The sequence below is a fragment of the Pseudomonas fragi genome, assembly GCF_002269505.1.
GTDB lineage: Bacteria > Pseudomonadota > Gammaproteobacteria > Pseudomonadales > Pseudomonadaceae > Aquipseudomonas > Aquipseudomonas fragi_D.
Genome location: NZ_NQKQ01000031.1, coordinates 34,459 through 60,490 on the forward strand (window position 1 = coordinate 34,459; position 26,032 = coordinate 60,490).

At 59.4% G+C, this 26,032-nt stretch carries 24 protein-coding genes and 2 tRNA genes; 13 read left to right on the plus strand and 13 right to left on the minus strand.

Annotated features, from left to right (window positions below):
- Positions 1-112 precede the first annotated feature (112 nt).
- Genes CJU81_RS20940 through ptsP form a run of 3 tightly spaced genes read right to left on the minus strand, consistent with a single transcriptional unit; the run spans position 113 to position 5,666 of the window.
- Complete coding sequence (locus CJU81_RS20940) at positions 113-1,852, minus strand: PTS fructose-like transporter subunit IIB (RefSeq protein WP_095038091.1); 1,740 nt, start codon at positions 1,850-1,852, stop codon at positions 113-115.
- 11 nt (positions 1,853-1,863) lie between these two features.
- Positions 1,864-2,805 (minus strand): 1-phosphofructokinase, encoded by a 942-nt coding sequence (gene pfkB / locus CJU81_RS20945; protein WP_095038092.1) that lies wholly within the window; start codon positions 2,803-2,805, stop codon positions 1,864-1,866.
- Complete coding sequence (ptsP, locus tag CJU81_RS20950; RefSeq protein ID WP_095038093.1) at positions 2,805-5,666, minus strand: phosphoenolpyruvate--protein phosphotransferase; 2,862 nt, start codon at positions 5,664-5,666, stop codon at positions 2,805-2,807. The genes pfkB and ptsP overlap by 1 nt, the downstream gene beginning before the upstream one ends.
- 340 nt (positions 5,667-6,006) lie before the next feature.
- Between ptsP and cra the strand changes: the two genes are divergently transcribed.
- The gene (gene cra / locus CJU81_RS20955) at positions 6,007-7,002 is read left to right on the plus strand and encodes a catabolite repressor/activator (protein ID WP_095030416.1); all 996 of its coding nucleotides are present in this window, start codon (positions 6,007-6,009) and stop codon (positions 7,000-7,002) included.
- 2 nt (positions 7,003-7,004) lie between these two features.
- Entirely contained in the window at positions 7,005-7,799 is a 795-nt protein-coding gene (locus CJU81_RS20960) for a TatD family hydrolase (protein ID WP_095038094.1), read from the plus strand.
- Positions 7,800-7,962: 163 nt separating this feature from the next.
- Here CJU81_RS20960 and ampE read toward each other — a convergent pair whose 3' ends face one another.
- From ampE to CJU81_RS20975, 3 genes are all read right to left on the minus strand, one after another.
- Positions 7,963-8,799, minus strand: a complete 837-nt coding sequence (gene ampE / locus CJU81_RS20965; RefSeq protein WP_095038095.1) for a regulatory signaling modulator protein AmpE — start codon at positions 8,797-8,799, stop codon at positions 7,963-7,965.
- Positions 8,796-9,359: a 1,6-anhydro-N-acetylmuramyl-L-alanine amidase AmpD gene (gene ampD, locus CJU81_RS20970; protein ID WP_095038096.1), complete on the minus strand. Its 564-nt coding sequence runs from the start codon at positions 9,357-9,359 to the stop codon at positions 8,796-8,798. The genes ampE and ampD overlap by 4 nt, the downstream gene beginning before the upstream one ends.
- 83 nt (positions 9,360-9,442) lie before the next feature.
- Positions 9,443-10,885 (minus strand): DUF1631 family protein, encoded by a 1,443-nt coding sequence (locus tag CJU81_RS20975; protein ID WP_441007426.1) that lies wholly within the window; start codon positions 10,883-10,885, stop codon positions 9,443-9,445.
- 402 nt (positions 10,886-11,287) lie between these two features.
- On the opposite strand from CJU81_RS20975, the gene nadC reads away from it, so the two are divergent.
- A complete protein-coding gene (gene nadC, locus CJU81_RS20980; protein WP_095038111.1) occupies positions 11,288-12,136 on the plus strand; it encodes a carboxylating nicotinate-nucleotide diphosphorylase in 849 nt (282 codons plus the stop codon).
- A gap of 26 nt (positions 12,137-12,162) precedes the next feature.
- On the opposite strand, the gene CJU81_RS20985 is transcribed toward nadC, so the two are convergent.
- The 4 genes from CJU81_RS20985 to CJU81_RS21000 all read right to left on the minus strand — a co-directional run bounded on the left by CJU81_RS20985 (position 12,163) and on the right by CJU81_RS21000 (position 14,923).
- Positions 12,163-12,672, minus strand: coding sequence for a methylated-DNA--[protein]-cysteine S-methyltransferase (locus tag CJU81_RS20985; protein ID WP_095038112.1), 510 nt, complete (start codon positions 12,670-12,672; stop codon positions 12,163-12,165).
- 2 nt (positions 12,673-12,674) lie between these two features.
- A complete protein-coding gene (locus CJU81_RS20990; protein ID WP_095038098.1) occupies positions 12,675-14,165 on the minus strand; it encodes a DNA-3-methyladenine glycosylase 2 in 1,491 nt (496 codons plus the stop codon).
- Between the two features lie 117 nt (positions 14,166-14,282).
- Positions 14,283-14,358: transfer RNA gene (locus CJU81_RS20995), tRNA-Thr, on the minus strand.
- 157 nt (positions 14,359-14,515) lie between these two features.
- Entirely contained in the window at positions 14,516-14,923 is a 408-nt protein-coding gene (locus CJU81_RS21000) for a pilin (RefSeq protein WP_095038099.1), read from the minus strand.
- Positions 14,924-15,134: 211 nt separating this feature from the next.
- Between CJU81_RS21000 and CJU81_RS21005 the strand changes: the two genes are divergently transcribed.
- From CJU81_RS21005 to yacG, 4 genes are read left to right on the plus strand one after another with little or no spacing between them, the layout of a single operon-like run.
- Positions 15,135-16,352, plus strand: a complete 1,218-nt coding sequence (locus CJU81_RS21005) for a type II secretion system F family protein (protein WP_095038100.1) — start codon at positions 15,135-15,137, stop codon at positions 16,350-16,352.
- A gap of 2 nt (positions 16,353-16,354) precedes the next feature.
- Entirely contained in the window at positions 16,355-17,215 is an 861-nt protein-coding gene (locus CJU81_RS21010) for a prepilin peptidase (RefSeq protein WP_095038101.1), read from the plus strand.
- A 1-nt stretch (position 17,216) separates the two neighbouring features.
- The gene (coaE, locus tag CJU81_RS21015) at positions 17,217-17,840 is read left to right on the plus strand and encodes a dephospho-CoA kinase (RefSeq protein ID WP_095038102.1); all 624 of its coding nucleotides are present in this window, start codon (positions 17,217-17,219) and stop codon (positions 17,838-17,840) included.
- Positions 17,837-18,040 carry a DNA gyrase inhibitor YacG gene (gene yacG, locus CJU81_RS21020; protein WP_016779444.1) on the plus strand — a complete coding sequence of 68 codons (204 nt, stop codon included), beginning with the start codon at positions 17,837-17,839 and terminating at the stop codon, positions 18,038-18,040. Before coaE ends, yacG begins: the two co-directional genes overlap by 4 nt.
- A 96-nt stretch (positions 18,041-18,136) precedes the next feature.
- Here the strand turns inward: yacG and CJU81_RS21025 are convergent, their stop codons facing one another.
- A complete protein-coding gene (locus tag CJU81_RS21025) occupies positions 18,137-18,826 on the minus strand; it encodes an energy-coupling factor ABC transporter permease (protein WP_095038103.1) in 690 nt (229 codons plus the stop codon).
- Positions 18,827-18,935: 109 nt separating this feature from the next.
- On the opposite strand from CJU81_RS21025, the gene CJU81_RS21030 reads away from it, so the two are divergent.
- The 4 genes from CJU81_RS21030 to CJU81_RS21045 all read left to right on the plus strand — a co-directional run bounded on the left by CJU81_RS21030 (position 18,936) and on the right by CJU81_RS21045 (position 21,685).
- Positions 18,936-19,565, plus strand: coding sequence for a DUF1780 domain-containing protein (locus CJU81_RS21030; protein WP_088378953.1), 630 nt, complete (start codon positions 18,936-18,938; stop codon positions 19,563-19,565).
- Positions 19,562-20,089: an MOSC domain-containing protein gene (locus CJU81_RS21035; protein ID WP_095038104.1), complete on the plus strand. Its 528-nt coding sequence runs from the start codon at positions 19,562-19,564 to the stop codon at positions 20,087-20,089. Before CJU81_RS21030 ends, CJU81_RS21035 begins: the two co-directional genes overlap by 4 nt.
- 54 nt (positions 20,090-20,143) lie before the next feature.
- Positions 20,144-20,317 (plus strand): DUF3094 family protein, encoded by a 174-nt coding sequence (locus tag CJU81_RS21040; protein ID WP_095038105.1) that lies wholly within the window; start codon positions 20,144-20,146, stop codon positions 20,315-20,317.
- Between the two features lie 66 nt (positions 20,318-20,383).
- Positions 20,384-21,685 (plus strand): NAD(P)/FAD-dependent oxidoreductase, encoded by a 1,302-nt coding sequence (locus CJU81_RS21045; RefSeq protein WP_095038106.1) that lies wholly within the window; start codon positions 20,384-20,386, stop codon positions 21,683-21,685.
- Between the two features lie 22 nt (positions 21,686-21,707).
- On the opposite strand, the gene CJU81_RS21050 is transcribed toward CJU81_RS21045, so the two are convergent.
- Entirely contained in the window at positions 21,708-23,105 is a 1,398-nt protein-coding gene (locus CJU81_RS21050; RefSeq protein WP_095038107.1) for a glutamate decarboxylase, read from the minus strand.
- A 171-nt stretch (positions 23,106-23,276) separates the two neighbouring features.
- Between CJU81_RS21050 and glsA the strand changes: the two genes are divergently transcribed.
- On the plus strand, positions 23,277-24,230 hold the full coding sequence (gene glsA / locus CJU81_RS21055) for a glutaminase A (RefSeq protein WP_095038108.1): 954 nt from the start codon (positions 23,277-23,279) through the stop codon (positions 24,228-24,230).
- A gap of 15 nt (positions 24,231-24,245) precedes the next feature.
- The gene (locus CJU81_RS21060) at positions 24,246-25,778 is read left to right on the plus strand and encodes an amino acid permease (protein WP_095030435.1); all 1,533 of its coding nucleotides are present in this window, start codon (positions 24,246-24,248) and stop codon (positions 25,776-25,778) included.
- A gap of 178 nt (positions 25,779-25,956) precedes the next feature.
- Here the strand turns inward: CJU81_RS21060 and CJU81_RS21065 are convergent.
- Positions 25,957-26,032: transfer RNA gene (locus tag CJU81_RS21065), tRNA-Lys, on the minus strand.

Consider the following 26,032-nt stretch of genomic DNA (forward strand, 5'->3'; position numbering starts at 1 on the left):
GCGGGGGATATTTGAGAATATCGGCGGTCTTCAAGCTATCAAGGTGAATCCGGCATCAACTCGGTCTGTCCCCTCTCCCTCCGGAAGAGGGTTAGGGTGAGGGGCTCTTGACTTAAGCGGCTTTGGCCGTCTCCAGCGCCATTTCAACCGGCTCCGGCCGCTTGATCAGCGCATACACCACCGCCGTCAGCAAGCTACCTGCCACAATCGCCAGCAAGTACAGCAGCGCATGGTTGATCGCATTCGGGATCAACAGCACAAACAAACCACCGTGCGGTGCCATCAGCTTGCAGCCAAAGTACATCGACAATGCCCCCGTCAACGCGCCACCGACGATGCTCGCCGGAATAACCCGCAGCGGGTCTTTGGCAGCAAACGGGATTGCACCTTCAGAAATAAAGCACAGCCCCAGCACCAGCGCAGCCTTGCCAGCCTCGCGCTCAGTCTGGGCGAACTTGCGGCGCGCCAGGAATGTGGCAATGCCCAAGCCGATCGGCGGCACCATGCCAGCCGCCATTGTGGCCGCCATCGGTGCATAACTTTGCGAGGCCAGCAGCCCCACCGAAAACGCATAGGCGGCTTTATTGATCGGCCCGCCCAGGTCAACGCACATCATCCCGCCCAGCAATACACCCAGCAGGATGGCGTTGGTGGTGCCCATGCTGTCAAGGAAGTGGGTCAGGCCTTCAAGCATTCCGGCAACCGGCTTGCCCACCACGTAAATCATCACCAGACCGGTAAACAGGCTGGCGAACAACGGGATGATCAAAATCGGTTTCAACGCTTCAAGGCTTTGCGGCAGGCGCGCATAGCGGTTGATCGCCTTGGCGCAGTAACCGGCGATAAATCCGGCAATGATCCCGCCGATAAACCCGGCCCCCAAGGTGCTCGCCAACAGCCCGCCGATCATCCCCGGCGCCAGGCCTGGGCGGTCGGCAATCGAGTAAGCGATGTAACCCGCCAACAACGGCACCATCAGTTTGAAGGCAGCGTCACCACCGATCTGCATCAGCGCCGCCGCCAGCGTGCCAGGCTCTTTATAAGCTTCAATGCCAAACACGAAGGACAGCGCGATCAGCAAACCGCCCGCCACCACCATCGGCAGCATAAAGGACACGCCCGTCAGCAGGTGTTTGTAGACGCCGGTCTTTTCTTGCTTGGCAGGCGCCCCGCCCGCAGCGGCAGCGCTCTCCTCCCGGCCTTCGCTCAACGCCTTGTTCAGCGTGGCTTCGGCCTGTTTGAGGGCGATACCGGTGCCGCAACGGTAGATTTTCTTGCCGGCAAAACGCTCGGTCGGCACTTCGATATCTGCCGCCAGCAACACCACATCGGCATCGCGGATGGCTTCGGCGCTCAACGGGTTGCGCGCCCCTACCGAGCCCTGGGTCTCGACCTGCAAGTCGTAGCCCAAGCGCTTGGCCGCTTGCTGCAAGGCTTCGGCTGCCATAAAGGTGTGGGCCACACCTGTCGGGCAAGCGGTGATGGCGACGATTTTTGGAGCTTTCTGCGTGTTTTCAACTGCAGCCGTTGGCGCAGGTGCAACGTAGACCTCGGCCTCCTGCACGCCACGCTGCAACACCGCTTCTACATCTTGCAGGGCCTGGGCCGGGGTGCTCTGGAACACACGCTTGCCGATAAAACGCTGCATATCCAGCGGCGTGCTGCTGACCAGCAGCACCCACTCGGCTTCGTCGATGGTCGCCGCCGACAACTGACGCTCAGGGTGCTTGGGGTCGTGGACTTCAACGCTGGTGCTCCAGCCCTGACGCTGCGCCGCAGCATCAAGCAGGCGGGCACACAGCACGCTGGTCACCATGCCGTTGGGGCAGCCCGTCACAATGGCTAATTTCATGTGATTTCCTTTTATTCTTCTGTCAGGAGGCGAACGCGAACGCCACTTTCGAGCGTCGCCAATCGCGCCGCATCGCTGATACCAAATCCAATCTGGGTAACGGCCATTGCCGCAATGGCCGTGGCGGTGCGCAGGGTCTGCTCGGGGCTATGGCCGCTGAGCAAACCGTGGACCATGCCCGCCAGCAGCGAGTCGCCTGCACCCACCGTGCTGGCAACGCTGACCTTGGGCGGCAACGCCTGCAAGGCTGGTGCGCGGCTGAACCAGTTCACGCCTTCTGCACCGTGGGAAATAACGACATGCTCAACGCCCTGTGCCTGCAAGCGCGACGCCGCAGCAATCTGCGCAGCAAGGCTGCTGATATCGCTGCCCAGGGCATCACTGAGTTCTTCGGTGTTGGGCTTGATCAACCATGGCCCCGCTGCCAGCCCCTGTTTCAAGGCCTCGCCGCTGGTGTCCAGGATCACTTTCAGGCCCATGCCCTTAAGGCGCAGCAGCAGATTGTGCAGCCATTGCGGGCTGACGCCTCGGGGCAAGCTGCCGGCCACGATCACCGCGTCATGGCCGGGAGCAATGCGTTCAAGGGTATCGAGCAAGGTTTGCTGCGCCTGTGCGCCCACCTGCGGCCCCGGCCCGTTAAGGTCGGTGACGCGGCCATCGTCTTCGGCCAGCTTGATATTGCTGCGGGTTTCACCCGGCACGCGGACAAAGGCATCGACAAAGCCGCGACGCTTGAACAGGGCATCGAACGCTTGCGCATTGTCCTCGCCCAAAAAGCCGCTGACGGTCAGCGTGTGGCCCAGATCAGCCAGCACTTGGGCGACGTTCAGGCCCTTGCCGGCGGCGTGGGTCAGCATCTGCGGGCTGCGATTGACCTCGCCCGGCTCCAGATGACCAAGGCACACCGTCAAATCCAGTGCCGGGTTAAGGGTAACGGTCAGAATACGGGCCATCAGAGCGCCTCCACCAATGCACGCACGTCATCCGCGCTGCCAACGCTCAACGCCTCGGCGGCCAGGGTTTTCAGACGTTCCATGCTCAATTCGCGCACCCGCGCCTTGACCTCGGGGATGCTACGCGCCGAAACGCTCAGCTCGTCCACCCCAAGACCGACCAGTACCGGCACAGCCAGCGGGTCGGCCGCCAGTTCGCCGCATACGCCGACCCATTTGCCGTGGGCATGGGCGGCACGCACGGTGATGTCGATCAGTTGCAACACCGCCGGGTGCAGGCCGTCGGCCTGGGCCGACAAGGTCGGGTGACCACGGTCGATGGCCAGAGTGTACTGGGTCAGGTCGTTGGTGCCGACGCTGAAAAAGTCCACTTCCTTGGCCAGCACTGGCGCCAGCAAGGCGGCGGACGGGACTTCGATCATGATCCCCAATTGCAGGTCAGCCACCGGAATTTCCAGGCGCAGGCGCTCGGTCATGTCGCGTGCGGCACGCCATTCAGCAACACTGCCCACCATCGGGAACATGATGCGCAGCGGACGGTTGTCAGCCGAGCGCAGCAAGGCACGCAACTGGCTTTCCATGACTTGCGGACGTTGCAGGGTAAGACGAATGCCACGTACACCCAGAAACGGGTTTTCTTCTTTCTCGATCGGCCAGTACGGCAGCGGTTTATCGCCGCCCACGTCCAGCGTGCGCACCACCAGCGGGCGACCGGCCAGACCATCGAGGACTCGACGGTATTCGGCTTCCTGAGTCGCCTCGTCCGGCACTTGCGAATGGGCCATGAAAATCAGTTCGGTGCGCAGCAGGCCAATGCCTTCGGCACCCTGCTCCACTGCCGTGGCGACGCCTTTGCTTTCGCCGATATTGGCAAATACCTCAACCGCGTGGCCATCCCGGGTCACGGCCAGCTCGTGGCGCTGGGCAGAGGCTGCCAGCAGACGCTGCTCACGGCTGTCGCGCTCTTGCGTGGCGCGCTGCAAGGCATCTGCGTCAGGGGACACATGCAGACGACCGCGCTGACCATCGATCAACAACTCCGTGCCCGGAGCCAGCAACAGCACGGCTTCGCCCGCGCCGACCAGGGCCGGAATGCCCAGCGCGCGGGCGACAATCGCGCTATGCGCCGTCGCACCGCCACGGGCAGTCAGGATGCCCGCCACGCGTGCCGGATCAAGGCGTGCCACATCCGAAGGGCCGACCTCATCCATCACTAGCACATAAGGCTCATCAGGCTCGGCCGGGGTTTCGACACCACACAACTGGGCCAGCACACGGCGGCCAATATCCCGCAGGTCGGCTGCCCGCTCGGCCAGCAGCGCATCCTGCAAGGACTCCTGCTGACGCGCAGCGGCCTCGATCACCGACATCCACGCCGCTTCAGCGCTTTCACCCTGCTTGAGCCGCGAATCCACTTCATCGGTCAGCTCCGGATCATCGAGCATTTCCTGGTGGGTGATGAAAATCTCGCGAATGGCCTTGGACTGGCTACGCGTAATCAGGCCTTCAATGTCCTTGCGCACTTCGCTCAGGGCTTTTTGCAGGCGCTCTCGCTCGACCACGGAAGACTCGCCACGCAGCGGGTAATCGAACGTTTGCAACACCTGTATATGAGCCGGGCCGATGGCAATGCCGGGCGAGGCGGCAATCGCCTGCACCGTGCTGCCAGCCGCAGGAGCGGTGAGTACCGTGGCAATGTCGGCCACCGCTGGCACGGTGTCGGCTAACGCCGGCAACGGCTCGACTTCTTCGCCCAGGCCGGCCTCGACCGCAGCCAGTAGGGCAGGCAGCGCATCATTGGCGATGTTCGGCTCGGCAACAAATTCCAGCACCTGACCGCGACGCGCGCCCAGGCTCAGCAGTTTGCTCAGGCTCTTGGCCGAGACGGCCGAATCCTGGCCATCGACGATCCGCACGCGAATTTCGCCGTCGAAACTTTTTGCCAGCTGCGCCAGTACCTTGGCCGGCCGCGCATGCAGACCGTGGGCGTTGGCCAGGGGAATACGGGCACTTGGCCAGTCAGCAGGCAGCTCACCGCCCAGCACTTCCAGTACCGCGCGACGGCTGGTGGCACTGCCCAGCTCATGGCCGCGACCGGCAATCAGCAGCGCGCACAAACGCTCCAGCAAGGCCTGATGCGCTTCGCCCAGGCTGGCCAGGCAAAACAGGCCGCTCAGCGGCTGGCCCAGATAACGCATCGGTTTGTCCGGGGTCACAAACGCCAGACCCGGACGCTTGACGGTTTGCTCGCTGTGCAGCCACCACAGGCCATCACCCAGCGGCAACGCATCGACTTGTTGCAACACGGCAGCAAAGCCATTGCTCACGCAATCGGCCTGGCGCAACAGACGTGCGCCGCGCCATACCAGCTCTTCAAAATCGTCGGCAGAAACGCCCAGGCCAATCATCTGCGCATCCAGCGCCAGCTCCTGCGGGGCGCCCTGCAGCAATTTGAGCAAAGCCTCGGCAGAGCTCGCGCGGCGCAGGGCCTCGCCCAGATCGGTTTCGCCCAGGGCACGGGTCAGCAGTTGCAGCAAGCGCAAATGTTCGTCGGACTTGGCCGCAATACCAATCGCCAGATACACCATCTGGCCATCGCCCCAATCCACCCCTTCGGGGAACTGCAGCAAACGCACGCCCGTGGTAAATACCAGCTCGCGGGTTTCAGGAGTGCCGTGGGGGATGGCGATGCCCTGGCCCAGAAAGGTCGAGCCCTGAGCCTCACGCGCTTGCAAGCCGCTCAGATAACCTTCGGCCACCAGGCCGTCGGCAACCAGTTTATCGGCAAGCAATTGCAGCGCCGCAGACTTGTCCACAGCCGTCTGGCCCATGGATATCTGCTCTATGGTGAGCTCAAGCATGCATTCTCCTTTCCGGCGCTCAATGGCACCCGGTATTGTTTTGAATTAAGTCAGCTTAGGTCGCTCATCCCGGACTGCGTCAGTTGAAGGCGTGGCAAGCACATCACTACCGGGATCAGGGCCTTTAAATACGAAGGCTGAAACGTTTAATCAAGAATACCCGGCACGTTACTGCATAATTGCCCGCGCTTGAAGTCCAACGTGTCGTATTGCCTGGCGGCAGCGGGCAGATGTCGCAAATAAATACAGCACACCCATGGCAGACGATGGTCGGCTGCCTTTATCGGTTAGGATTGGCCAGAATGTCGACATGTACTACAAAAAATAAGGAATTTTCGGCGTGAAACTCAGTGATATCGCTCAATTGGCAGGTGTTTCCGTAACGACTGCCAGCTATGTCATCAATGGAAAAGCCGAACAGCAGCGCATCAGCAGCAGCACGGTCGAGCGCGTACGTGCGGTGGTTGAGGAGCACGGCTTTACGCCCAACCCGCAGGCAGCCGGGCTGCGCAGCCGACATACGCGCACCTTGGGGTTTATCCTGCCGGATCTGGAAAACCCCAGTTATGCGCGCCTGGCCAAGCAGCTTGAACAAGGTGCCCGTGCCCGCGGCTATCAGCTGCTGATCGCCAGCTCCGACGATGCGCCCGACAGCGAGCGCCAATTGCTCAAGCTGTTCCGCGCCCGTCGCTGCGATGCCCTGTTCGTGGCCAGTTGCTTGCCTGCAGACGATGACAGCTACCGCCAGTTGCAAGACCTGGGCATGCCGATCATTGCCATTGACCGGACCCTGGAGCCGGAGCGTTTTTGCTCGGTCATCAGTGACGACTGCGAAGCCAGCCTGCAACTGACCCGCAGCCTGCTGCAGCCATTGCCGCGCCAGATTGTATTGATTGGTGCGCGCCCTGAACTGAGCGTCAGCCAGGCCCGTGAAGCGGGCTTCAAACAAGCGGTTGAAGGGTTCAAGGGCGAAGTCCTGATCGAACACGGCAGCGCATTCAGCCGCGAATGCGGGCGACGCATCATTGATGATCTGCTGGCACGCCAGGGTCACTTCCCCGAGGCCTTGATCACCACCTCCTATGTACTGCTGCAGGGTATGTTCGACGCGTTGCTGGAGCACCCGACCCAGCGCCCGCCATTGCGCCTGGCCACCTTTGGTGACACACAGTTGCTGGATTTCCTGCCGCTGCCTGTCAATGCAATGGGCCAGCAACACAAGCTGATCGCCGAAACAGCCCTTAACCTGGCATTGGCAGCGATTGAAGAGCAGATCTACGTGCCCGGCATCCATGCCATTGCCCGTAACTTCAAACAGCGCATCCATCAGGCCTGAGTATGCAACTGATCGACACCCACACCCACCTCGACTTCCCGGACTTTGACGCCGACCGCTCGCAACTACTGGCAGGCAGCCGGGCGCTGGGAGTTGAGAAGATGGTGGTGCTGGGGGTCTATCAGAGCAATTGGCAGCGCGTGTGGGATCTGGTCCAAACCGACAGCCAGCTATATGCCGCGTTTGGCCTGCACCCGGTGTACCTCAACGAGCATTGCCCGGCGCATGTGCTGGAACTGGAGCAATGGTTGAGCCGCCTGGCAGGGCACCCGCAGGTGTGTGCCGTGGGTGAGATCGGCCTGGACTACTTTCTGCCCGAGCTTGACCGCGAGGGCCAGCAACAGTTGTTCGACGCACAATTGCAATTGGCTGCTGATTTCAAGCTGCCCGCCCTGCTCCATGTTCGACGCAGCCACGCGCAGGTGATTGCCACCCTCAAGCGCTTCAAGCTACAGCGCGGCGGGATTGTGCATGCATTTGCCGGCAGTCGAGAGGAAGCCCGCGAATATATAAAGCTGGGTTTCAAGTTGGGCCTGGGGGGCGCCGCGACCTGGCCACAGGCCTTGCGTCTGCGCAAAGTGATCGCCGACCTGCCACTGGACGCCATAGTGCTGGAAACCGACTCCCCCGACATGGCCCCGGCCATGTACCCCAACCAGCGCAACAGCCCGCAACACCTGCCCGATATTTGCCGGGCGCTGGCCGAGCTAATGGGCATCAGCCCCGAGCAATTGGCAAAGGCGACAACAGCCAATGCCTGCGAAGTCTTTGGCTGGCCCCAGACCTGTAGCCGCTGACGAGCCGTGCGAGGCTGCGTTCGGCTGCGCAGCAGTCGTAAAACCATGCCACCCCGGTGATTCGGTCATACCGCGTTTACAGGGTTTGCGACCGCTTCGCGCTCGAACGCAGCCTCGCACGGCTCGTCAGCGGCTACAGAACATCCACAGGGATCGTTTGCTATCAGAGCAACAACGCCCACACCGCGAAGCACGCATACCAAAGCACCGCCGCCCGCAACAGCAAAGCCCACAGGGTGTCGAGGCTGCTCACGCCCTCAGGCCCGACCTGGGGTGCAGGAATTTCTGCGGCCGCACAACCGGCCTTGTTGATCAACTGTGCAGCGCTGATGTCCCAGCTCAGCAACTCATGCAACATCACCCGGCTGACCGCCGCAAAATTACCCACCAGGGCAAAACTCGCCGCCAGCAACCGCACCGGCAACCAGTCAAAGGCATGGCGCAATTGCCCGGCACGTTCAACCAGCGCCGGGTTCTGGCTGTGCTCCTGCGCCAGGGCCAGCAGGCGATAGCTCAAGATCGCCACCGGCCCCAGCAGGAAGTACCAGAAAATCACCGCAAAGAAGCTTTGGTAGGCCTGCCACAACAAATGCCCCTGAACGTTCTCCAGCAATTGCTCGCCGCTGTCCGCTTTTATGCTCAGGTCACGCTCGGCAACATGGGCTGCGGCCTGCAAATCACCACGACGCCAGGCATCACGAAACGGCCCAAGTCCACCCAGCAAATCTCCACGGCCCAGGCTGTAGATCACCACCAGCAGATGGATCGGCAATGCCAGCAGGCCATAAGCCACCGGATGCAGTACGACCAGCAGCAAACCCAGCACTGCCGCAGGCAAGGCAATCAGGATAAACAGCACCCACCATGGCTTGCTGCCAAGCCTTGGGCTGGTTTCAAGCTTGTGCAGCTCGCGCAACCAGCCGCCATCACGCTGCAGACGCTGACGCAACCCCGAGAATTTCTCGACCAGAATCGCCAGCAGTAACACCACAAAACTCATTGCTTCTCTCCTGTGTGCTGCAACGCGCTGCGAAAACGCATCCAGTCAAAAGCCGGCCCCGGGTCCGTCTTGCGCCCTGGCGCCACGTCGCTATGGCCACAGATCCTGTGCCGGGTAATCGCAGGGAATTGTATCTGCAACTGCCGGCTCAAGGCTGTCAGGGCCTGATATTGGGCATCCGTAAAAGGCAGCTCATCGGTGCCCTCAAGCTCAATGCCCAGAGAAAAATCATTACAGGCCTCACGTCCTTCGAAGGTCGAAACGCCAGCATGCCATGCGCGATCAAAACAGGAGACAAACTGGGTAACCGTGCCGTCACGCTCGATCAGAAAATGTGCACTCACGCGCAGGGCACTGATGCCTTCAAAAAAAGGATGTTCTGTGACGTCCAGTCGATTCTGGAAGAACGCCTGAACCTTGCCGGTGGCGAACTGCCCCGGCGGCAAGCTGATGTTGTGAATGATCAGCAGGGAGATTTCATCGCCCGGGCGCGCATTGAAGTTGGGTGACGGGCAATGGCGCACGCCTTGAAACCAGCCGCTCGCGGGGTCCATTTGCATACAGGCTCCTTCAACAGGCAAAACCAAAGGCCCAGTATGCCGCGATGTGCGCATCGATGGGGAGCAATCTGCGCTCTGCGCGATTACTCCCCGCCAGCCTGACGCAAACTGTCTATCACCGACTCCAGCGCCCGATCGATCAACAGGCGGTCATCGACCAGCAGGATAGTGCCATTGCGCAGTTGCACGATTAAATCGTTGCGGCTCTTTTCCAGTACCTTGGCCCCGATACGGTTTACAAAAATATGCGTTCCGTCCGGCTCCAGAATCGTAATCAGCTTGCAACGCAGGCGCGTGCTGTCCTCTTCCTGCAACTCGATCCAGCTGCCAATACGTAACTGGCTGACCAACAGCAAGCCCAGATGCCCCTGTTCGTCGAGTGCAGGCAATGGCCAGGGCTGTACCGGATCGGGTTGCTGCGCCAAACGGCGGCTCGCCTGCTCGGCGTCGCGGGTGCGTTGTTCAAGCAACTCGGCGCGACTGCGCTCACCGCGGGTAAATATCGAAAAGTCATGCAACAAGGATTCAAGCAACGCCGGGTTATTGCCCGCATAGCGGGTCAACTGCAGCACTACATGCTCGACCTTGCGATAGAGCGGGTCGTTGCGGCTATCGGTACAGGCATCCCAACCGATGGCAGCATCGGCCATCACGTTGAGCAGGCGTCGGGCCGGGTGGCTGTCACAGCTGAAAAAATTCTGATCGCATTGGGCGATCTGCAGCATCGGCTCACGCAGAAGCGCCAGCAAATTGCGCAACGGTTGCGAGAGATTGCTGTCATCGCGGATGTACTCAAATATAAGCCCCACCAGCTTGCTCGCGTCTTCGCTGGCCTCCGGCAATGCTTGCGCATGGACGCCCACTTTGGCGGCGCAGCACGAAGCCCGGTCAGACAGATCAGGCAGCACCCCCGTGGCGATCAATAGCTGGTTGGCATCGGCGTACAGTTGCCCGGTCTGGTCAAGCAGGTACTTTTCGAACAAGCGCATCATGATCAGCTTGACCTTGATATCCATGCCCCGGTCGCGCTTGGCCTGCAAAAAATACTCACATAGCATCGCCGGGCCCAGCGGGTTGTTGTGCTCATCCAGCGGCACACAGCTGAGGGTATTGAGGCGCGTGCTCAACTGGCACAAGGCCAACTGGCTGCGGGTCAGCACCCGCGTCACCATCGCATGAGTGACTTGAGTGCGCTCAAGATCATTGGCCATCAACGAGAACACCGCTTGCACCGGAGCAATTCCCGGCAGGGCTGGCTCACTCACATCGGGCTGGGTCAGCCGGACAAAGGCTTCAAACAGACGTTCAAGAAACCCGCGCTCAATGCTTTTGCGTTTAAGCCGCACATCACGCATGGCCTCAAAAAAAAGACTTTGCTCGGTATTGTTCTGCGCCTTGTCTGCCATTTTGAAGAGGGTGGCGTCAGCGTTTTCAAACAGCACCTGCAGATCGTTTCTGAGCTGCTGGGCAGCCTTGTCATGAACCTGCAGCAGGATCACAGGCAGGCGGGCAAGCGGCGAGTGCATCGCCAACTCCGTGGCGGTCCTGTGCGCAGGCCCCACTTTCCCGTCATTTTGCATCCTGGCCTCCCTGAAGGGTTTCTTCGCTTGCCAGTGAACGCGCGTGGTCAGAGCCATTTTTGCCGCTCACTAACAGAAACCAGCGAGTGCATTGGGCACCGGCCGGTAAATCGAAATTTAGGGCAATGGCATCACGTCAAAGCTATGGCGCCAATTGCAAGGCGGATTATCTTGTAAAAGATGGCGCTTGTACCAGCGGACTCTTCATTTGAATGAATGCAGGTGCAAATTAATGCTCAAAGTGCCGAAAACAGCACATTGCAGGTATTTGCATGTGACTCTTCGCACACCTTGGGTTCACCGGTGGCATGCCCCTATAATCGGCGCACTTTGTTTGTGGAGCTCGTTATGCCGAATTTACGCTTGGCCGACCTCACTGCCGAAATCGAAGCCAACGTACGCCGTGCGTTAGCCGAAGACATTGGCAGCGGCGATATCACTGCACGGCTGATCCCGGCCGAGCGCCTGGCCAAAGCCACGATCATTACCCGTGAAGCGGCTGTGATCAGCGGTACAGCCTGGGTCGACACTGTGTTTCGCCAGCTTGATCCACGGGTTGCCGTGCATTGGCAGGTCGCCGATGGCGAGCGCGTGAGCCCCAACCAGGTACTGTTCCACCTTGAAGGCCCGGCCCGCTCGCTGCTCAGCGGTGAACGTAGCGCGCTGAACTTTCTGCAAATGCTGTCAGGCGTCGCCACCCATGCCCAGCACCTCGCGGATCAGGTGGCCGACACTCAGGTCAAACTGCTGGACACCCGCAAAACCCTGCCGGGTTTGCGTATGGCGCAGAAATACGCGGTGACCTGCGGTGGCTGCCACAATCACCGTATTGGCCTGTATGACGCATTCTTGATCAAGGAAAACCATATCGCGGCCTGCGGCGGTATCGCGCAAGCCATCAGTGCCGCGCACAAGATAGCCCCGGGCAAGCCGGTTGAAATCGAAGTGGAAAGCCTGCAAGAACTGAAAGAAGCGCTGGCAGCAGGCGCGGATATCATCATGCTCGACGAACTGAGCATGGAGGACATGCGCGAAGCGGTGCGCCTGAATGCGGGCAAGGCCATGCTGGAAGCCAGCGGCGGTATCAACGAGTCGACCTTGCGCCCGATCGCCGAAACCGGCGTGGACTACATCTCCATTGGCGCCATGACCAAGGATGTGAAGGCCGTGGATCTGTCGATGCGCTTGAGCCTCTAGCCAGAGCTGCAAGCTGCAAGGCGGAGTTACCGCACAGTTGCTGCTTGTAGCTTGAAACTTGTCGCTGCCTCCATCCCCAACAGCCATTGCTTGGCTGCCAGACCTCCGGCAAAACCGGTCAAGGTGCCATTGCTGCCAATCACCCGATGGCACGGGATGATGATCGGGATCGGATTGCGCCCGTTCGCCGCCCCCACTGCCCGAGACGCCTTGGGCCGATGGATCTGCTGTGAAATCTGGCCGTAACTGGTGGTCACCGCGTAGGGAATGGTGGTCAGGGCCTGCCATACCGACTGCTGAAAATCGGTGCCTAGCGGCTTGAGAAACAGGTCGAACGTCTGACGCTCACCCGCAAAATATTCCTCCAGCTGACGTCGAACTTCGGCGAGCTTTTGTGGCGAATGCACCCACCCATCCTGGGGTGCATGGGGCCGGCGATCCAGCTCGAAACGCACTTCGCGCAACCCTTCATCATCAGCGACCAGAAACAGCGGCCCAATCGGTGATGGCATTTGTTCGTAGTAAATCTGCGTCATGTTCACCCCTTGCGGGCAGTTGCCGAATCGGTAGCTGCGCGCCATAAATACATCACGGAATAGGCCCGCCACGGGCGCCAGCTTTCAGCCAGTGCCTGCAGCGCTTTAGTGCTTAACGGCTCACCCTGGGGGTTGGCTTCGCGGCGCAGAATCAGATCGGCAGCCGGGAACGCATCCGGGTGTTTGAGCACGCGCATGGCGATGTAATGTGCAGTCCATTCGCCAATGCCGGGCAATTGCACCCAACGCTCGATAAAACGTTCCAGGGGTTGCTCCACGGCGAAGTCGACGCGTCCCTGTGCAAGAGCGCGGGCTATGCCCTGAATCGTGTTGATCCGCGCCTGGGTAATGCCCATTTGCCCAAGATCAGCTTGCGCCAGCTGCTCGGGGCCGGGAAACAGCCGATCCAGCCCCGAGCCCTTGTCGGCTTCAATGGCAATGCCATGACGCTGCACGATTCGACTGGCCAGGGTGCGTGCTGCAGCCACACTGACTTGCTGCCCCAGTACGGCCCGCACCGCCACTTCAAAACCGTCCCAGCCACCCGGCAAGCGCAGCCCCGGATAACGCCCGATCACAGGTGCCAGCAGCGAACTGGCGCTCAAGGTACGGGCGATAGCCAGCGGGTCGGCATCCAGATCGAACATGCGCCGGATCCGCGTGACCACCGCCAGCATCTGCCCCGGCGGCACATTGCGCAGTTCCAGTTGCAATGCATGTTGCTCACCTGGCCAGGCACTGACCCTCAGCCAGCCGGGGGCATCCGCACTGCCAAACACTCGCTGATAACTGTGCTCATCGACCTGTTCGATACCGGGCAAGGCCCGGGTCTGCAAAAATCCCAGCAAGGCCGCGAAGTCATAAGGCGGGCGATACCCCAAGCGCAACACCAGCGCCTTGTCTTCCCGGGCTTTAGGGCTGCGCCTGAAGGCACGGGGTTCAGCATGATTGGCTTCGGCAAAGGCCGCATTGAAACGACGCAGGCTACCAAAGCCGGACGCCATTGCCACCTCAGTGATCGACAGGTCGGTTTCGGTCAACAGTTGCTTGGCAAACAGCAGACGCTGGGTGGAATGCACGGCCATCGGCGGCGCCCCCAGATACTGAACAAACAGGCGGCGCAATTGCCGCGTACCGATATTCAAGCGCTCGGCCAACCCTTCCAGGGAGTGCTCGGCCAGGTAACCCTCGTTAATAAGCTTCAAGGCTCGCGACACCAGATGCTCGCCCTGCAGCCAAAACTGATTGCCCGGTGCCAGCTCGGGCCGACAACGCAAACAGGGGCGAAAGCCTTGGGCCTGAGCCGCTGCTGCGCTGGGGTAATAGACCACGTTTTCGGCTTTTGGCGCACGGGCCGGGCACACGGGACGGCAGTAGATCCGGGTGCTGAGCACGGCAGTAAAAAACACCCCGTCAAATCGCGCATCGCGGCTCAGGCGAGCGATTTCGCAGGCTGCGGTGCTGGGTGTGGACAGGCTGTTATCTGGGGTCATGGGCCGCAGAATAGCATCGCGCTTTGGCCGATTCTCGCCATTTTCGGACGTCAATGTGCCTGGCGCTGCGCCAGAACCGAAAAAAACCACCCGGCATTGACCGGATGGCTTTAGAAATGGTGCCGGAGACAGGAATCGAACCTGCGACCTTCGCGTTACGAGTGCGCTGCTCTACCGACTGAGCTACACCGGCGGTACCTTTAAAACTAGCACCGCAGGCAAAACCCGGCAATTGCCCCATGCGTGCCATTTGGGGAGCGAGCCTGATCACGAAAGTCGTTAGCTCATCGCGATGCTCTCAAGTCTCTGGCGAGCAGGCTCCACACACTCGGCATTGCAACAACTACTGGCTATTTGCAAGCACCGCTGGCCAGGCAAGTGCCGTTTTGCGTCCAGATCAGGGTGCTACCCGAATTGCCCGGGGTAGGCACCAATACGCTGACCCAACCGCCTGCTGCCTGGGTCCCCGCCATGGTAATCACACCATCGACCACCGTCATGCCCGCTGCCAGGTTTTCCGTGGCTTCGGCCGGCCCCGGGATGCCATTGGTGCCCGCATCACAGGCCATCAGGTCATTGGTCTGGCTGTAACACAGGGCGACAGCTGTCTTGTAAGTGTTGCTGATGGTGTTCACCTCGGCAAAACGGGTCTTCATCACATGGTCGTGGTAGGCCGGAAATGCGAACGAAGCAATCAGACCGATGATTGCAACCACAATCATCAGTTCGATCAGGGTGAAGCCTTGTTGTTGTTTCACATGAAGTCTCCTGAAAAGGGGCACCCACTGGTGCCAGGCAGTGCTGTGCAGGCAAAAAAGTGCGCACAGGCTATCAAGGTTAGTGGGCTGTTGCTCCACAACTGCATCGCTGACACTTTTGGTCACTCTCAACTTGCCGGGCCAAGGTTCGGTGCATCTAGTCTTTGGGCTTACAGCACAGCCGGGCGCGTAGCGCTCCAAGGATCGATGCATGGCAACACAGGCCGTTAAAAACAACCTTTACCGGTGGGAGGGTACCGATCGAAATGGCATTAAAACCTGCGGGCGAATCACGGCTGACAACCACGCCATGATTCGGGTCCAACTACGCCGCCAAGGTATTACCGTTAGTAAAATCCGCCGCCATTGCGGTCACACATTCAATGCGGGCAAATCTGTCACGGCACTGGATATCACCCTGTTCACCCGCCAGCTGGCGACCCTGATCAGCGCGGGTATTGCCTTGCAGCAAGCTCTGGAGGTTATCGCCAACGGTTTCGAGGGCCGTGCCATGCGCCAGCAGGTCTCGGAACTCCAACAGGACATCGGCGCAGGCACCAGTCTGTCGGCGGCGCTGCGCAAAAAACCGGCATATTTCGATCCGCTGTTTTGCAGCCTCGTCGAAGCTGGCGAGCTGGCCGGGGCTCTGGACGTATTGCTGCAACGGGTGGCGACCTACAGGGAAAAGACCGCCGCTCTGAAAAAGAAAATCAAAAAAGCCATGACCTACCCCAGCGCCGTCCTCGTAGTGGCGCTAGTGGTGTGCGGCATTTTGTTGATCGAAGTGGTGCCGCAGTTCCAGGGCGTTTTCCGCTCATTCGACGCGCAACTGCCTGTGCTTACCTTATGGGTGATCAGCTTGTCTGATGGCCTCCAGGCAAATGGCCTGTGGCTGCTGTTATTTTGCGGCATTACCCTTGCCGGTCTTCGCCATCGCTACAAACACTGCGCAACCTGGCGCCAGCGCATTGATCGCTGGCTGCTAAAGCTGCCCGTCATGGGCAATCTGCTACATATGTCAGCCATGGCCCGCTTTGCCCGCACGCTATCAACGACCCTGGCTGCCGGAGTGCCATTGCTCGAAGCACTGAACTCCGTAGCCAGCGCCACTGGCAATAGCCTGTACAAAGACGCAGTGCTACGGTTGAAAAAGCAGGTTGCAACGGGTAGCCAGATCCATGTGGCCATGGCCGCTGCCGGAGTATTCCCGGGCATGGCAATTCAGATGACAGCAATTGGCGAAGAATCCGGCACATTGGACTGCATGCTTGAGCAGGTTGCCACCTATTATGAAAGCGAGGTCGACACACTGGTCGACAACCTGACAACGTTGCTGGAGCCGATAATCATGGTGGTACTTGGAGTCATGGTTGGCGGACTGGTCATCGCCATGTACTTGCCGATATTCAACCTGGGCCGGGTAATCTGAGCATGATTGACTTGCTGAACCGTCACCCCGACGCTTTTATCGTCTGCGCCCTGATACTCGGCTTGCTGGCAGGCAGTTTTATAAGTGTGCTGGCGTGGCGCTTGCCCAAAATGCTTGAACAGGACTGGCAGGCCCAGGCCCGCGATGTGCTGGACTTGCCCGAGCTGACCAAGGGCCCTGTGTATAACTTGCTGCACCCGCGCTCCCACTGCCCCAATTGCCGACATTCGTTGCGCGCCCGGGAAACCATTCCGCTACTGAGCTACCTGTTTTTGCGTGGCAAGTGCTCGCACTGCAAAAGTGCTATTGGCCTGCGCTACCCCCTGACGGAGCTGACCTGCGCGGCATTATCGGCTTTTGTCGCCTGGCATTTTGGTTTTGGCGCCCAGGCGTGCTGGATGCTTCTGCTGACCTGGGGGTTATTCGCTATTTGCCTGATCGATACCGAGCATCAAATCGTGCCTGACTTCCTGGTTTTTCCTCTGCTCTGGCTGGGCTTGTTGCTCAACAGCTTCTCCCTGTTCACCACTCTGGAGCAGGCCGTATGGGGCGCGGCGCTGGGTTATGCAAGCCTGTGGTCGGTGTTCTGGATGTTCAAACTGATCACCGGCAAGGACGGTATGGGCTACGGCGACTTCAAGCTACTGGCCGTGCTCGGGGCCTGGGGCGGGGTTGCGGTTTTGCCGCTGACCATCCTCCTGTCTTCACTGCTGGGGGCCGCTGCAGGGGTTGGGCTTTTGGCCTTACGGCGGGCCAGAACCAGCACGCCGATCCCCTTTGCACCGTATCTGGCAATTGCCGGCTGGATTGCATTGCTCTGGGGTGGTCAAATAACCGGCCTCTATTGGCAGATTTCGGTTTGACGTGATGACTCCACCCTCCAAACCCTGGATTCTCGGGCTTACCGGCGGTATCGGCAGTGGCAAAAGTGCCGCTGCCGAGCACTTTGCCGCGCTGGGCATACATGTGGTGGACGCCGATCATGCGGCGCGCTGGGTCGTTGAGCCGGGGCGCCCGGCGCTGGCCAGAATTGCCGAACACTTTGGCGCGCAGGTGCTGCAAGCCAACGGGCAACTCAATCGCGGCGCATTGCGCCACCTGATTTTTACCGACCCCGAGCAACGACGCTGGCTTGAGGCACTGCTGCACCCGCTGATTCGTGAAGAGATCGCGAACAATCTGGCGCAGGCACAATCGCCTTACGCCATTCTGGTTTCGCCGCTGCTGATCGAGTCCGGCCAGTACACCACAACCCAACGTGTACTGGTGATCGATGCACCACAAGCATTGCAGATGCAGCGCACCCTGCTGCGCGACAACACCAGCGAAGAGCAAGTCCAGGCCATTCTCAAGGCACAGGCCAGCCGCGAAGACCGCCTTCTCCACGCTGACGATGTGCTGGTCAATGACAAGGATCTGAAGACGCTGCAGACTGAAGTCGAGCGCCTGCATCACTTTTATTTAACTTTACGTGGAGGCCAACCATGACCAAACCCATGACCATCGACTGCCCTACCTGTGGCACAGCCGTGCAATGGGATACCACCAATGCTTTTCGCCCGTTCTGCTCGGACCGCTGCAAACTGATCGACCTGGGGGCCTGGGCCAGCGAGGAACACAAGATTCCGGTCAGCCCAGATGCTGAAGATGATCTGTTCTCGGAAGACCTGAGCGAACGCCTGCACTGACAAGCTTTCGTAGTCGCTGCCGAGGCACGAAGGCTGCGAGCTCTTTATGCTGATACCGGAGCAAAAGAGCTCGCAGCCTTCGTGCCTCGGCAGCGACTACAGGTCTTTGTTTTCATCCTTCCATGGCGCCGCCAGGTAGCGAGTGCGGTTAAAGGTCTCAAGCCACTCCGGGCAGAACACCACAAGTGCCGTAACCAGCATCCCGTTGATAAACGCTTCGGGAAAGATGATCAGCCACAGATAGCCGACAAAGTCCTCCAGCCAGAACGGCATGACGAACAACCCGTCCAGCCACAACACACCCAGCACCGCCCCTACGCACAGCAACGCCGCCAATGCTGCGGCAAAAAAACCCGAACAAAAGATATAGATAAAGGGATTACGCGGCTGCGCCCGTTCGACCATGCGCGCACAACCTTCGGTCACGGCGATTGGCAACAAAATCAGCAACACGCCATTGACGCCCATGGCGGTCAGATCCTGACGACCCAACAACACCAGCCCGGCTTGCGCCAGAAGTGCACCGACCACCGCCAGCGGCCAGTCGAGCAGCAACGTGACCACCGTCAGGCCTATAAAGTGATACGACACCCCACCTTCAAAGTCGCGCCGTACCAGCCACAGCAAAAACAGCCCGAATACCGTGCCAAACAACAGGTGCTGGCGACGCGTGTCGCTAAACAGTTCAACCCAGGGCGCGCGCCAGATGGCCCACAGCACAACGGGAACATAGATCAGCCAGCCGATCACCAGCGTTTGTGTGGATAACACCTGGGTACTTATCATCTGCCTTGCCCTGCCTGTTTAAAACACACCGCTCAACCCTCCCTGTTGAATGCGCCAGAGTCTACACCCGGACTTTCAGTAACACCTGTTTCAAGGCTAAGCTGCGTGCATGGACGACTCAGATTATTTACGCCTGCTCACCATCCAGGCCGAGCAAGCCAATGCCTTTTTATCCAATGCCCGCAAATGGGAGCGTGAGCGTTGGGTCTGCCAGCGCCTGCTGCAAGGCCTGAATATCCCCTACCACAGTGAAGATTTCCTGCAGGCGGGTCAGGAACCTCCCGACGTGCTGTTCGGCGATGCACGCTTTGAAGTGTTCTTTGTGCTCGATGAAGGCCGACGCCTGAACGATGAATGGCGCGCAGAACTGCAGCGCAGGCGCAGTGCCTATTCCCTGAGCCAGCTGGTCCGTCGTGAAGCGCGGCCCAAACGGATCCCGGCGAGCAAGCTGTTGCAGCGCCTGGGCCCCACCCTGCATAAAAAAGCCACCAACTACAAAGAACGCGATATCGACTTGGGGCAGCTGGATATCATTGCGTTTTCCAGCCTCAAGCGCGAGGTACTGGACCTTAACAGCCACTTTCCACCGCCGACTGAATATCTGCGCCAGGGCTGGCGTTCGCTGTCGCTGGTAGGCCCGACCTTTGCCAGGGTGCTGTTTGCACAACCCGATGCACCGGACTTTTTACGCAACAACCTGGGGCGCAGCATTATTTTTGATGTGGGCATCAGCCTGTGAGCCCGCTGCAGGCGCTTATTGCCGATGTGCCACAAACCGGCCGCGTGTGCTGGATCGGCGTGCGCCCCGAGTCCCGGGCAGACATGCTCGAACTCGAAGCGGTTGAAGCCCGCCGCGAAGCCGGACTGACCGGCGATCATGCCCGGCCCGGCGCCCGCAATGCCCGCCAGGTGACACTGATACAATGGGAACATCTGGCTGTTATCAGCTCGCTGCTGGGGCGCACGGTGAATCAACCGATCTTGGCGCAGGATTTGCGGCGCAATCTGGTGGTCAGCGGGATTAACCTGTTCAGCCTCAAAGGCCGGCGCTTCAGAGTTGGCCAGGCCATCCTCGAAACCACGGGCTGGTGTCAGCCTTGCGCGCGACTGGAACAACGCCTGGGCCCGGGGACTTTTCAGGCGGTACGTGGCCATGGCGGGATCACGGCCCGGGTAATCGAAAGCGGGATCATTCGTCTAAACGACGAACTGCGGGTCGAGCCATTGGGGCCGCACGGCTATGCTTCTTTTCATCCCGGTTGATCAATGCTGTAGCTTTTACACACCCTGCAACGTCTATTTGACGAGGCCAAAAATATGCCCAGCCGTCTGAACCCCGATGATCTGAAGCGTGTCGAAGAGTACCTTCAACTGCCGCAAAACCAGGTTGAGCGCCGGCCATTCAGGCCCTGGCTGCTCCTTGGGGTGGTGGTGATCGCGGTAATCGGCATGGGCCTTTTGAGCCGCCTCCTGAGTTACCTGGCGCTATGAGCTGCATTGCGCTCGCCCAAGTGCGCTCAGGCACAGAATTCTTTTCAAGCCTTGTGAGTGATACCCATGACCCATCGTATTGTTATCGTCGGAGGCGGCGCCGGCGGCCTGGAGTTGGCGACCCGCCTGGGCAAGACTCTGGGCAAGCGCGGCAAGGCCAGCGTCACGCTGGTCGATGCCAACCTGACCCACATCTGGAAACCGCTGCTGCATGAAGTCGCCGCCGGTTCGCTGAACTCATCGGAAGACGAGCTCAACTACGTCGCCCAGGCCAAATGGAATCACTTTCAATTCCAGCTGGGGCGCATGAGCGGGCTGGATCGTGAACTGAAAAAGATCTCATTGTCGGCAACCCTCGACGAAAACGGCGAGGAACTGGTGCCTGCCCGCGAGTTGGGTTACGACACCCTGGTGATCGCGGTGGGCAGTACCACCAATGACTTCGGCACCAAAGGCGCGGCCGAACACTGCCTGTTCCTCGATACCCGCAAGCAGGCCGAGAAATTTCATCAGCAACTGCTCAATCACTACCTGCGTGCCCACGCTGGGCAAAGTGATACGCTCGAACAGATCAGCGTGGCCATTGTCGGCGCAGGCGCAACTGGAGTCGAGCTGGCTGCCGAACTGCACAATGCCGCCCACGAACTGGCAGCGTACGGCCTGGACCGGATCAAGCCGGAAAACATGCATATCACCCTGATCGAAGCGGGCCCACGGGTATTGCCTGCCCTGCCGGACCGTATCGGCGGGCCTGTGCATAAAACCCTGGAAAAACTCGGAGTCACGGTGCTGACCAACTCCGCCGTCAGCGAAGTCACAGCTGACAGTTTGATAACCAAAGATGGTCAGGTGATTCCTGCAAGTTTGAAGGTTTGGGCTGCGGGCATTCGTGCTCCAGGTTTCTTGCAGGAAATTGCCGGGCTGGAAACCAACCGCATCAACCAGTTGGTGGTACGCCCTACCCTGCAAACCACCCGTGACGACAATATCTTTGCCTTCGGCGATTGTGCGGCCTGCCCGCAACCTGGCACCGACAAGCTGGTGCCGCCTCGCGCCCAGGCCGCTCACCAGCAGGCGTCGTTGCTGGCCAAGTCGCTGAAATTGCGTATTGAAGGTAAAAATCAGCTGCCGGACTACACCTACCGCGATTACGGCTCGCTGATTTCCCTGTCGAGTTTTTCGGCTGTGGGTAACTTGATGGGCAGCCTGATGGGTACCGTAATGCTGGAAGGCTGGTTGGCGCGCATGTTTTACATCTCGCTGTACCGCATGCACCAAATGGCGCTGTACGGCACCTTCCGCACCTTGATGCTGATGCTGGGCAGCAGAATCGGACGCGGCACCGAGCCGCGCCTGAAACTGCACTAAGTGCGACTACTGGGGCGCGTAATCAGCGCCCTGCGTGATTACCCGCCTCGGCTTCACGGCCTTTAAAGCCGTGGGGCTGATGCTCGTCAAAGAATTGCACCGCGCGCACAAAGTCCTCCAACAACAGCTTGGCCATGTCGATCGACATGCCCTGCTTCACCAGAATCCGCTGCACCACTACATTCTCGACGTTCGCCGGCAAGCTGTAGGCTGGCACCAGCCAGCCACGCGTGCGCAACCGGTCTGCCAGGTCATAGAGCGAGTAAGAGGTTTTCGCCCCCGGTTTCAAACGCCAGGTCAACGCCGGAATCCCCAACTGCGGGTCACCGTTATAGAGCATCTCGAACGGTCCGACTTTGACCAGTTCAGCCGCGAGAAACTGCGCCGTCTGGTAACAGGCTGAATGAATACGCTCATAACCTTCGCGCCCCAGGCGCAAGAAGTTGTAGTACTGCGAGATGATCTGCCCGGCTGGACGTGAAAAGTTCAGGGCGAAAGTCGGCATGTCGCCCCCCAGATAATTCACATGGAACACCAGCCCTTCAGGTAACTCCTTCTCGTCGCGCCACACCACCCAGCCCGCACCTAGTGGCGCCAGGCCGAACTTGTGCCCGGAGGTACTGATCGACTTGACCCGCGGCACGCGAAAATCCCTAAGAATGTCCGGTGCACAAAAGGGTGCCAACATCGCGCCACTGGCGCCGTCGACGTGCAGGTCAACGTTCAGGCCGGTACTTTTTTGCAGATCATCCAGGGCATCGGATAACGGTTTTACGGTTTCATATAAGCCGGTGAACGTCTGGCCAAAGGTCGGTACTACGACGATGGTGTTTTCGTCGACCCGCTCCAGCATGTCTTCAGGCGTCATAAACCAATGCCCTTCGGACATCGGCACTTCACGAATTTCTACGTCCCAGTAACGGGCAAATTTGTGCCAGCACACCTGTACCGGGCCGCACACCATATTCGGTGCACTGGTCGGTTTGCCTGCCGCCTTGCGCACCGCACGCCAGCGCCACAATGCAGCCAGCCCCCCCAACATGCAGGCTTCGCTGGAGCCAACAGTGGAAGTACCGATGGTGGTGGCTGCCGCCGGCGAATGCCATAAGTCCGCCAGCATATGAATACAGCGGTTTTCCAACTCTGCAGACTGCGGGTATTCATCCTTGTCGATCATGTTCTTGTCGATCGACAGATCCATCAGCTTGTGGACCTCGTCCTCTTCCCAGGTCTGACAAAAGGTCGCCAGGTTCTGCCGGGAGTTACCATCCAGATACAACTCATCGTGAACCAGCTGATAGACCTCCCCCGGCGCTTGCTCAGACTCGGGGAACAGCTTGATCGCAGCGGCATGAGCCAGCGCGGAAGAACCAAACACGGGGTCGACGTCCTTGTTGCGCTTGATACGGTGCAGTGCCATATGAACTCTCCTTGAGTAGTGGTCAACCTGTGAGCCCGCCCTTGCAACTCTGGCTCAGCTTCGGCCCAGCCAGCATAGACAAGCATTTGAGGTCTGCCGTCCGATTTCCGACCATCGTGCATTTTCCGATCTATAGTCTCGGATCTTGAAAGTACTCACGGAGCGAGCACGATGAAGCAAAGACCCACGACCGTCGACACCACGGTAAAACAGGCGCTGGACCAAGCCCTGCAACGGTTTGCCAGCAATCAGCACGGCAAAAACGCCAGCTACATTCCTTACCTGGCCTCAGTGCCATCCCATCTTTTCGGCATCAGCATCATGTTCTGCGACGGCACCCATGCCGAGGTGGGCGACACCGAATATGCCTTCGCCATTGAATCGATTTCCAAGGTATTCACCCTCGCCCACGTGCTCGATGAAGTAGGACCGCAAGCCTTGCGCAGCAAGATCGGTTGCGACCCTACCGGCGAACCGTTCAACTCGGTGATCGCCCTCGAACTGCACAAGGGCCGACCGCTCAACCCTTTTGTCAATGCAGGGGCCATGGCAACTGTCAGCTTGCTTGAGGCCGATACGGCGCAAGCTCGCTGGGACCAGATCCAGGGGACCTACAACCTCTTCGCCGGGCGCGAGCTGACGGTCAACGACGAGGTGTATCAATCCGAAGCCAAGACCAATCAGCACAACCGTGGCATTGCCTGGCTGTTGCAAAGTTACGGTTATATGTACGCCGACCCGATGGAAGTGTGCGCCGTCTACACCCGTCAATGTTCCGTAGCAATCACCTGCCATGACCTGGTGACCATGGGCGCAACCCTGGCCAATGGTGGCGTCAACCCGATTACCGGCAAACGCGCGGTTCGGGCCAGCAACGTGGCGCCAATCCTCTCTGAAATGACCTTGAATGGCCTGTATGACACCACGGGGGACTGGTACTACAAAGTCGGCTTGCCGGGTAAGAGCGGGGTCGGCGGCGGGATTCTGGCTGTGGTTCCGGGCGTGTGCGCCATCGCCGCCTTTGCCCCGCCGCTGGATGTGGCCGGTAACAGCGTTCGCGGCCAACTGGCCGCTGAATACCTGAGCCGCACGCTCAATCTGAGCCTGCTGCACGAATTCGCGTAAGGGGGCGGACTAATTATGGCTACTACCAGCAAAGCTAAAACCTACATGTCCTGGCTGACCATCTGCTTCATGATGGTTGCCGCTGTTGCCAGTATTCGCTCGTTGCCCAGCATGGCCGTCTATGGCCTGGGTTCGGTTTTTCTCTATGTCATCCCGGCCCTGCTGTTTTTCATTCCGGTATCCCTGGTCGCCTCTGAACTGGGCACAGGCTGGAATGGCGGGATTTATGGCTGGGTCAGGCAAGCCTACGGCGACCGCCCCGGTTTTTTCATCATGTGGTTCATGTGGGTGCAAGTGGTGGTCTGGTACCCGATCGTGCTCGGGTTTGGCGCCAGCACCATGGCCTATCTGATCAACCCGGAACTGGCCAAAAGCGGGGTATTTACCGCTGCTGTCATCATCGTTTTGTACTGGCTATCGACATTTGTGGCCCTTAACGGGCTGACCGCACTGTCGAAACTGACTTCATGGTTCATGCTGCTGGGCACCGCATTACCCGCCGCGCTGCTGGTTTTGCTCGGCGTGGCCTGGCTGGTTCTGGGGCATAAATCAGCCACCCCATTGACCTGGGATGCCTTGATTCCGGCCATTTTCGATACTCACTCCACGGTCAAATCCGGGTCACGCAACCTGCACCCGGACTTCTGGCAGGAATTTACCGGCGCCGTCACCGGCCTGGTTCTGATTGTGAGTAACTTCCTGGCGTTTGCCGGTATTGAAATGAACGCCATTCATGCCCGCGAACTGCGTAACCCGCAAAAGGAAATGCCCCGGGCGATTCTGTTGGCCTTCTTTATGATCCTGCTGGTGTTTATCCCGCCTACGGTGGCGATTTCGCTAGTAGTACCTGCTGACTCAACCAGCCTCACTGCCGGGGTTATCCAGGCTTATGCGGCGTTCTTCCAGGGCTTCGACATGCCGTGGGCAACCCCGATCATGGCCATATTGCTGATTATCGGTGCATTGGGCGGGGTACTGGCCTGGACTGCCGGGCCGTCCACGGGCCTGCTGTTTGTCGGCAAGGCCGGGATGCTTCCACCTGTCATGCAGGAAGTGAATAAAAAAGGCGTGCAAAAAAACATTCTGTATTTACAGGCCATTATCGTCACGTTGCTGTCGACGATTTACATCTTTCTCGACAACGTATCCGATGCCTTCTGGATGATCAGTGCGATGGCGGCGCTGATGTACCTGATCATTTACGTATTTATGTTTATGGCGGCCATGAAGTTGCGCAAAACACAGCCCAATGTAAAACGTGGCTATGTACTCAAGGGGCTGCATGGCTGGTGCTATTTGGGCTTGTTTTCAACCTGCGTGGCGCTGATTTTCGGCTTTATACCGCCCAACAGCTTCAGCAGCATGCCGTTCTTTGAATATGCGGGGATTTTGTTGCTGGGATTGATCGTGGCAGGCGTGCCGCCGTTTATCTTCTATGCGTTGCGCAAGCCGTCATGGCAGATGGTGCCCAAGGCAGAAGCGGATCAGTATTCAGCCGCGCTGCAGGATCTTCAGGACGCGGATGACAAGGCGAAAAGCGCGAGCTGAAGCCTTGTAGTCGCTGTCGACGAACGAAGGCTGCGAAGGCATCACTGCGCTACGTAGTATGTTGCGCGTTACACGCATCGCAGCCTTCGTGCCTCGGCAGCGACTACAGGGATACTTTCTTGCAGGCATAAAAAAAGCGTCCAATGGACGCTTTTTTTATGGCTACTGGAGCCGAACATGGTGGGTCGTGTGGGATTCGAACCTACGACCAATTGGTTAAAAGCCAACTGCTCTACCAACTGAGCTAACGACCC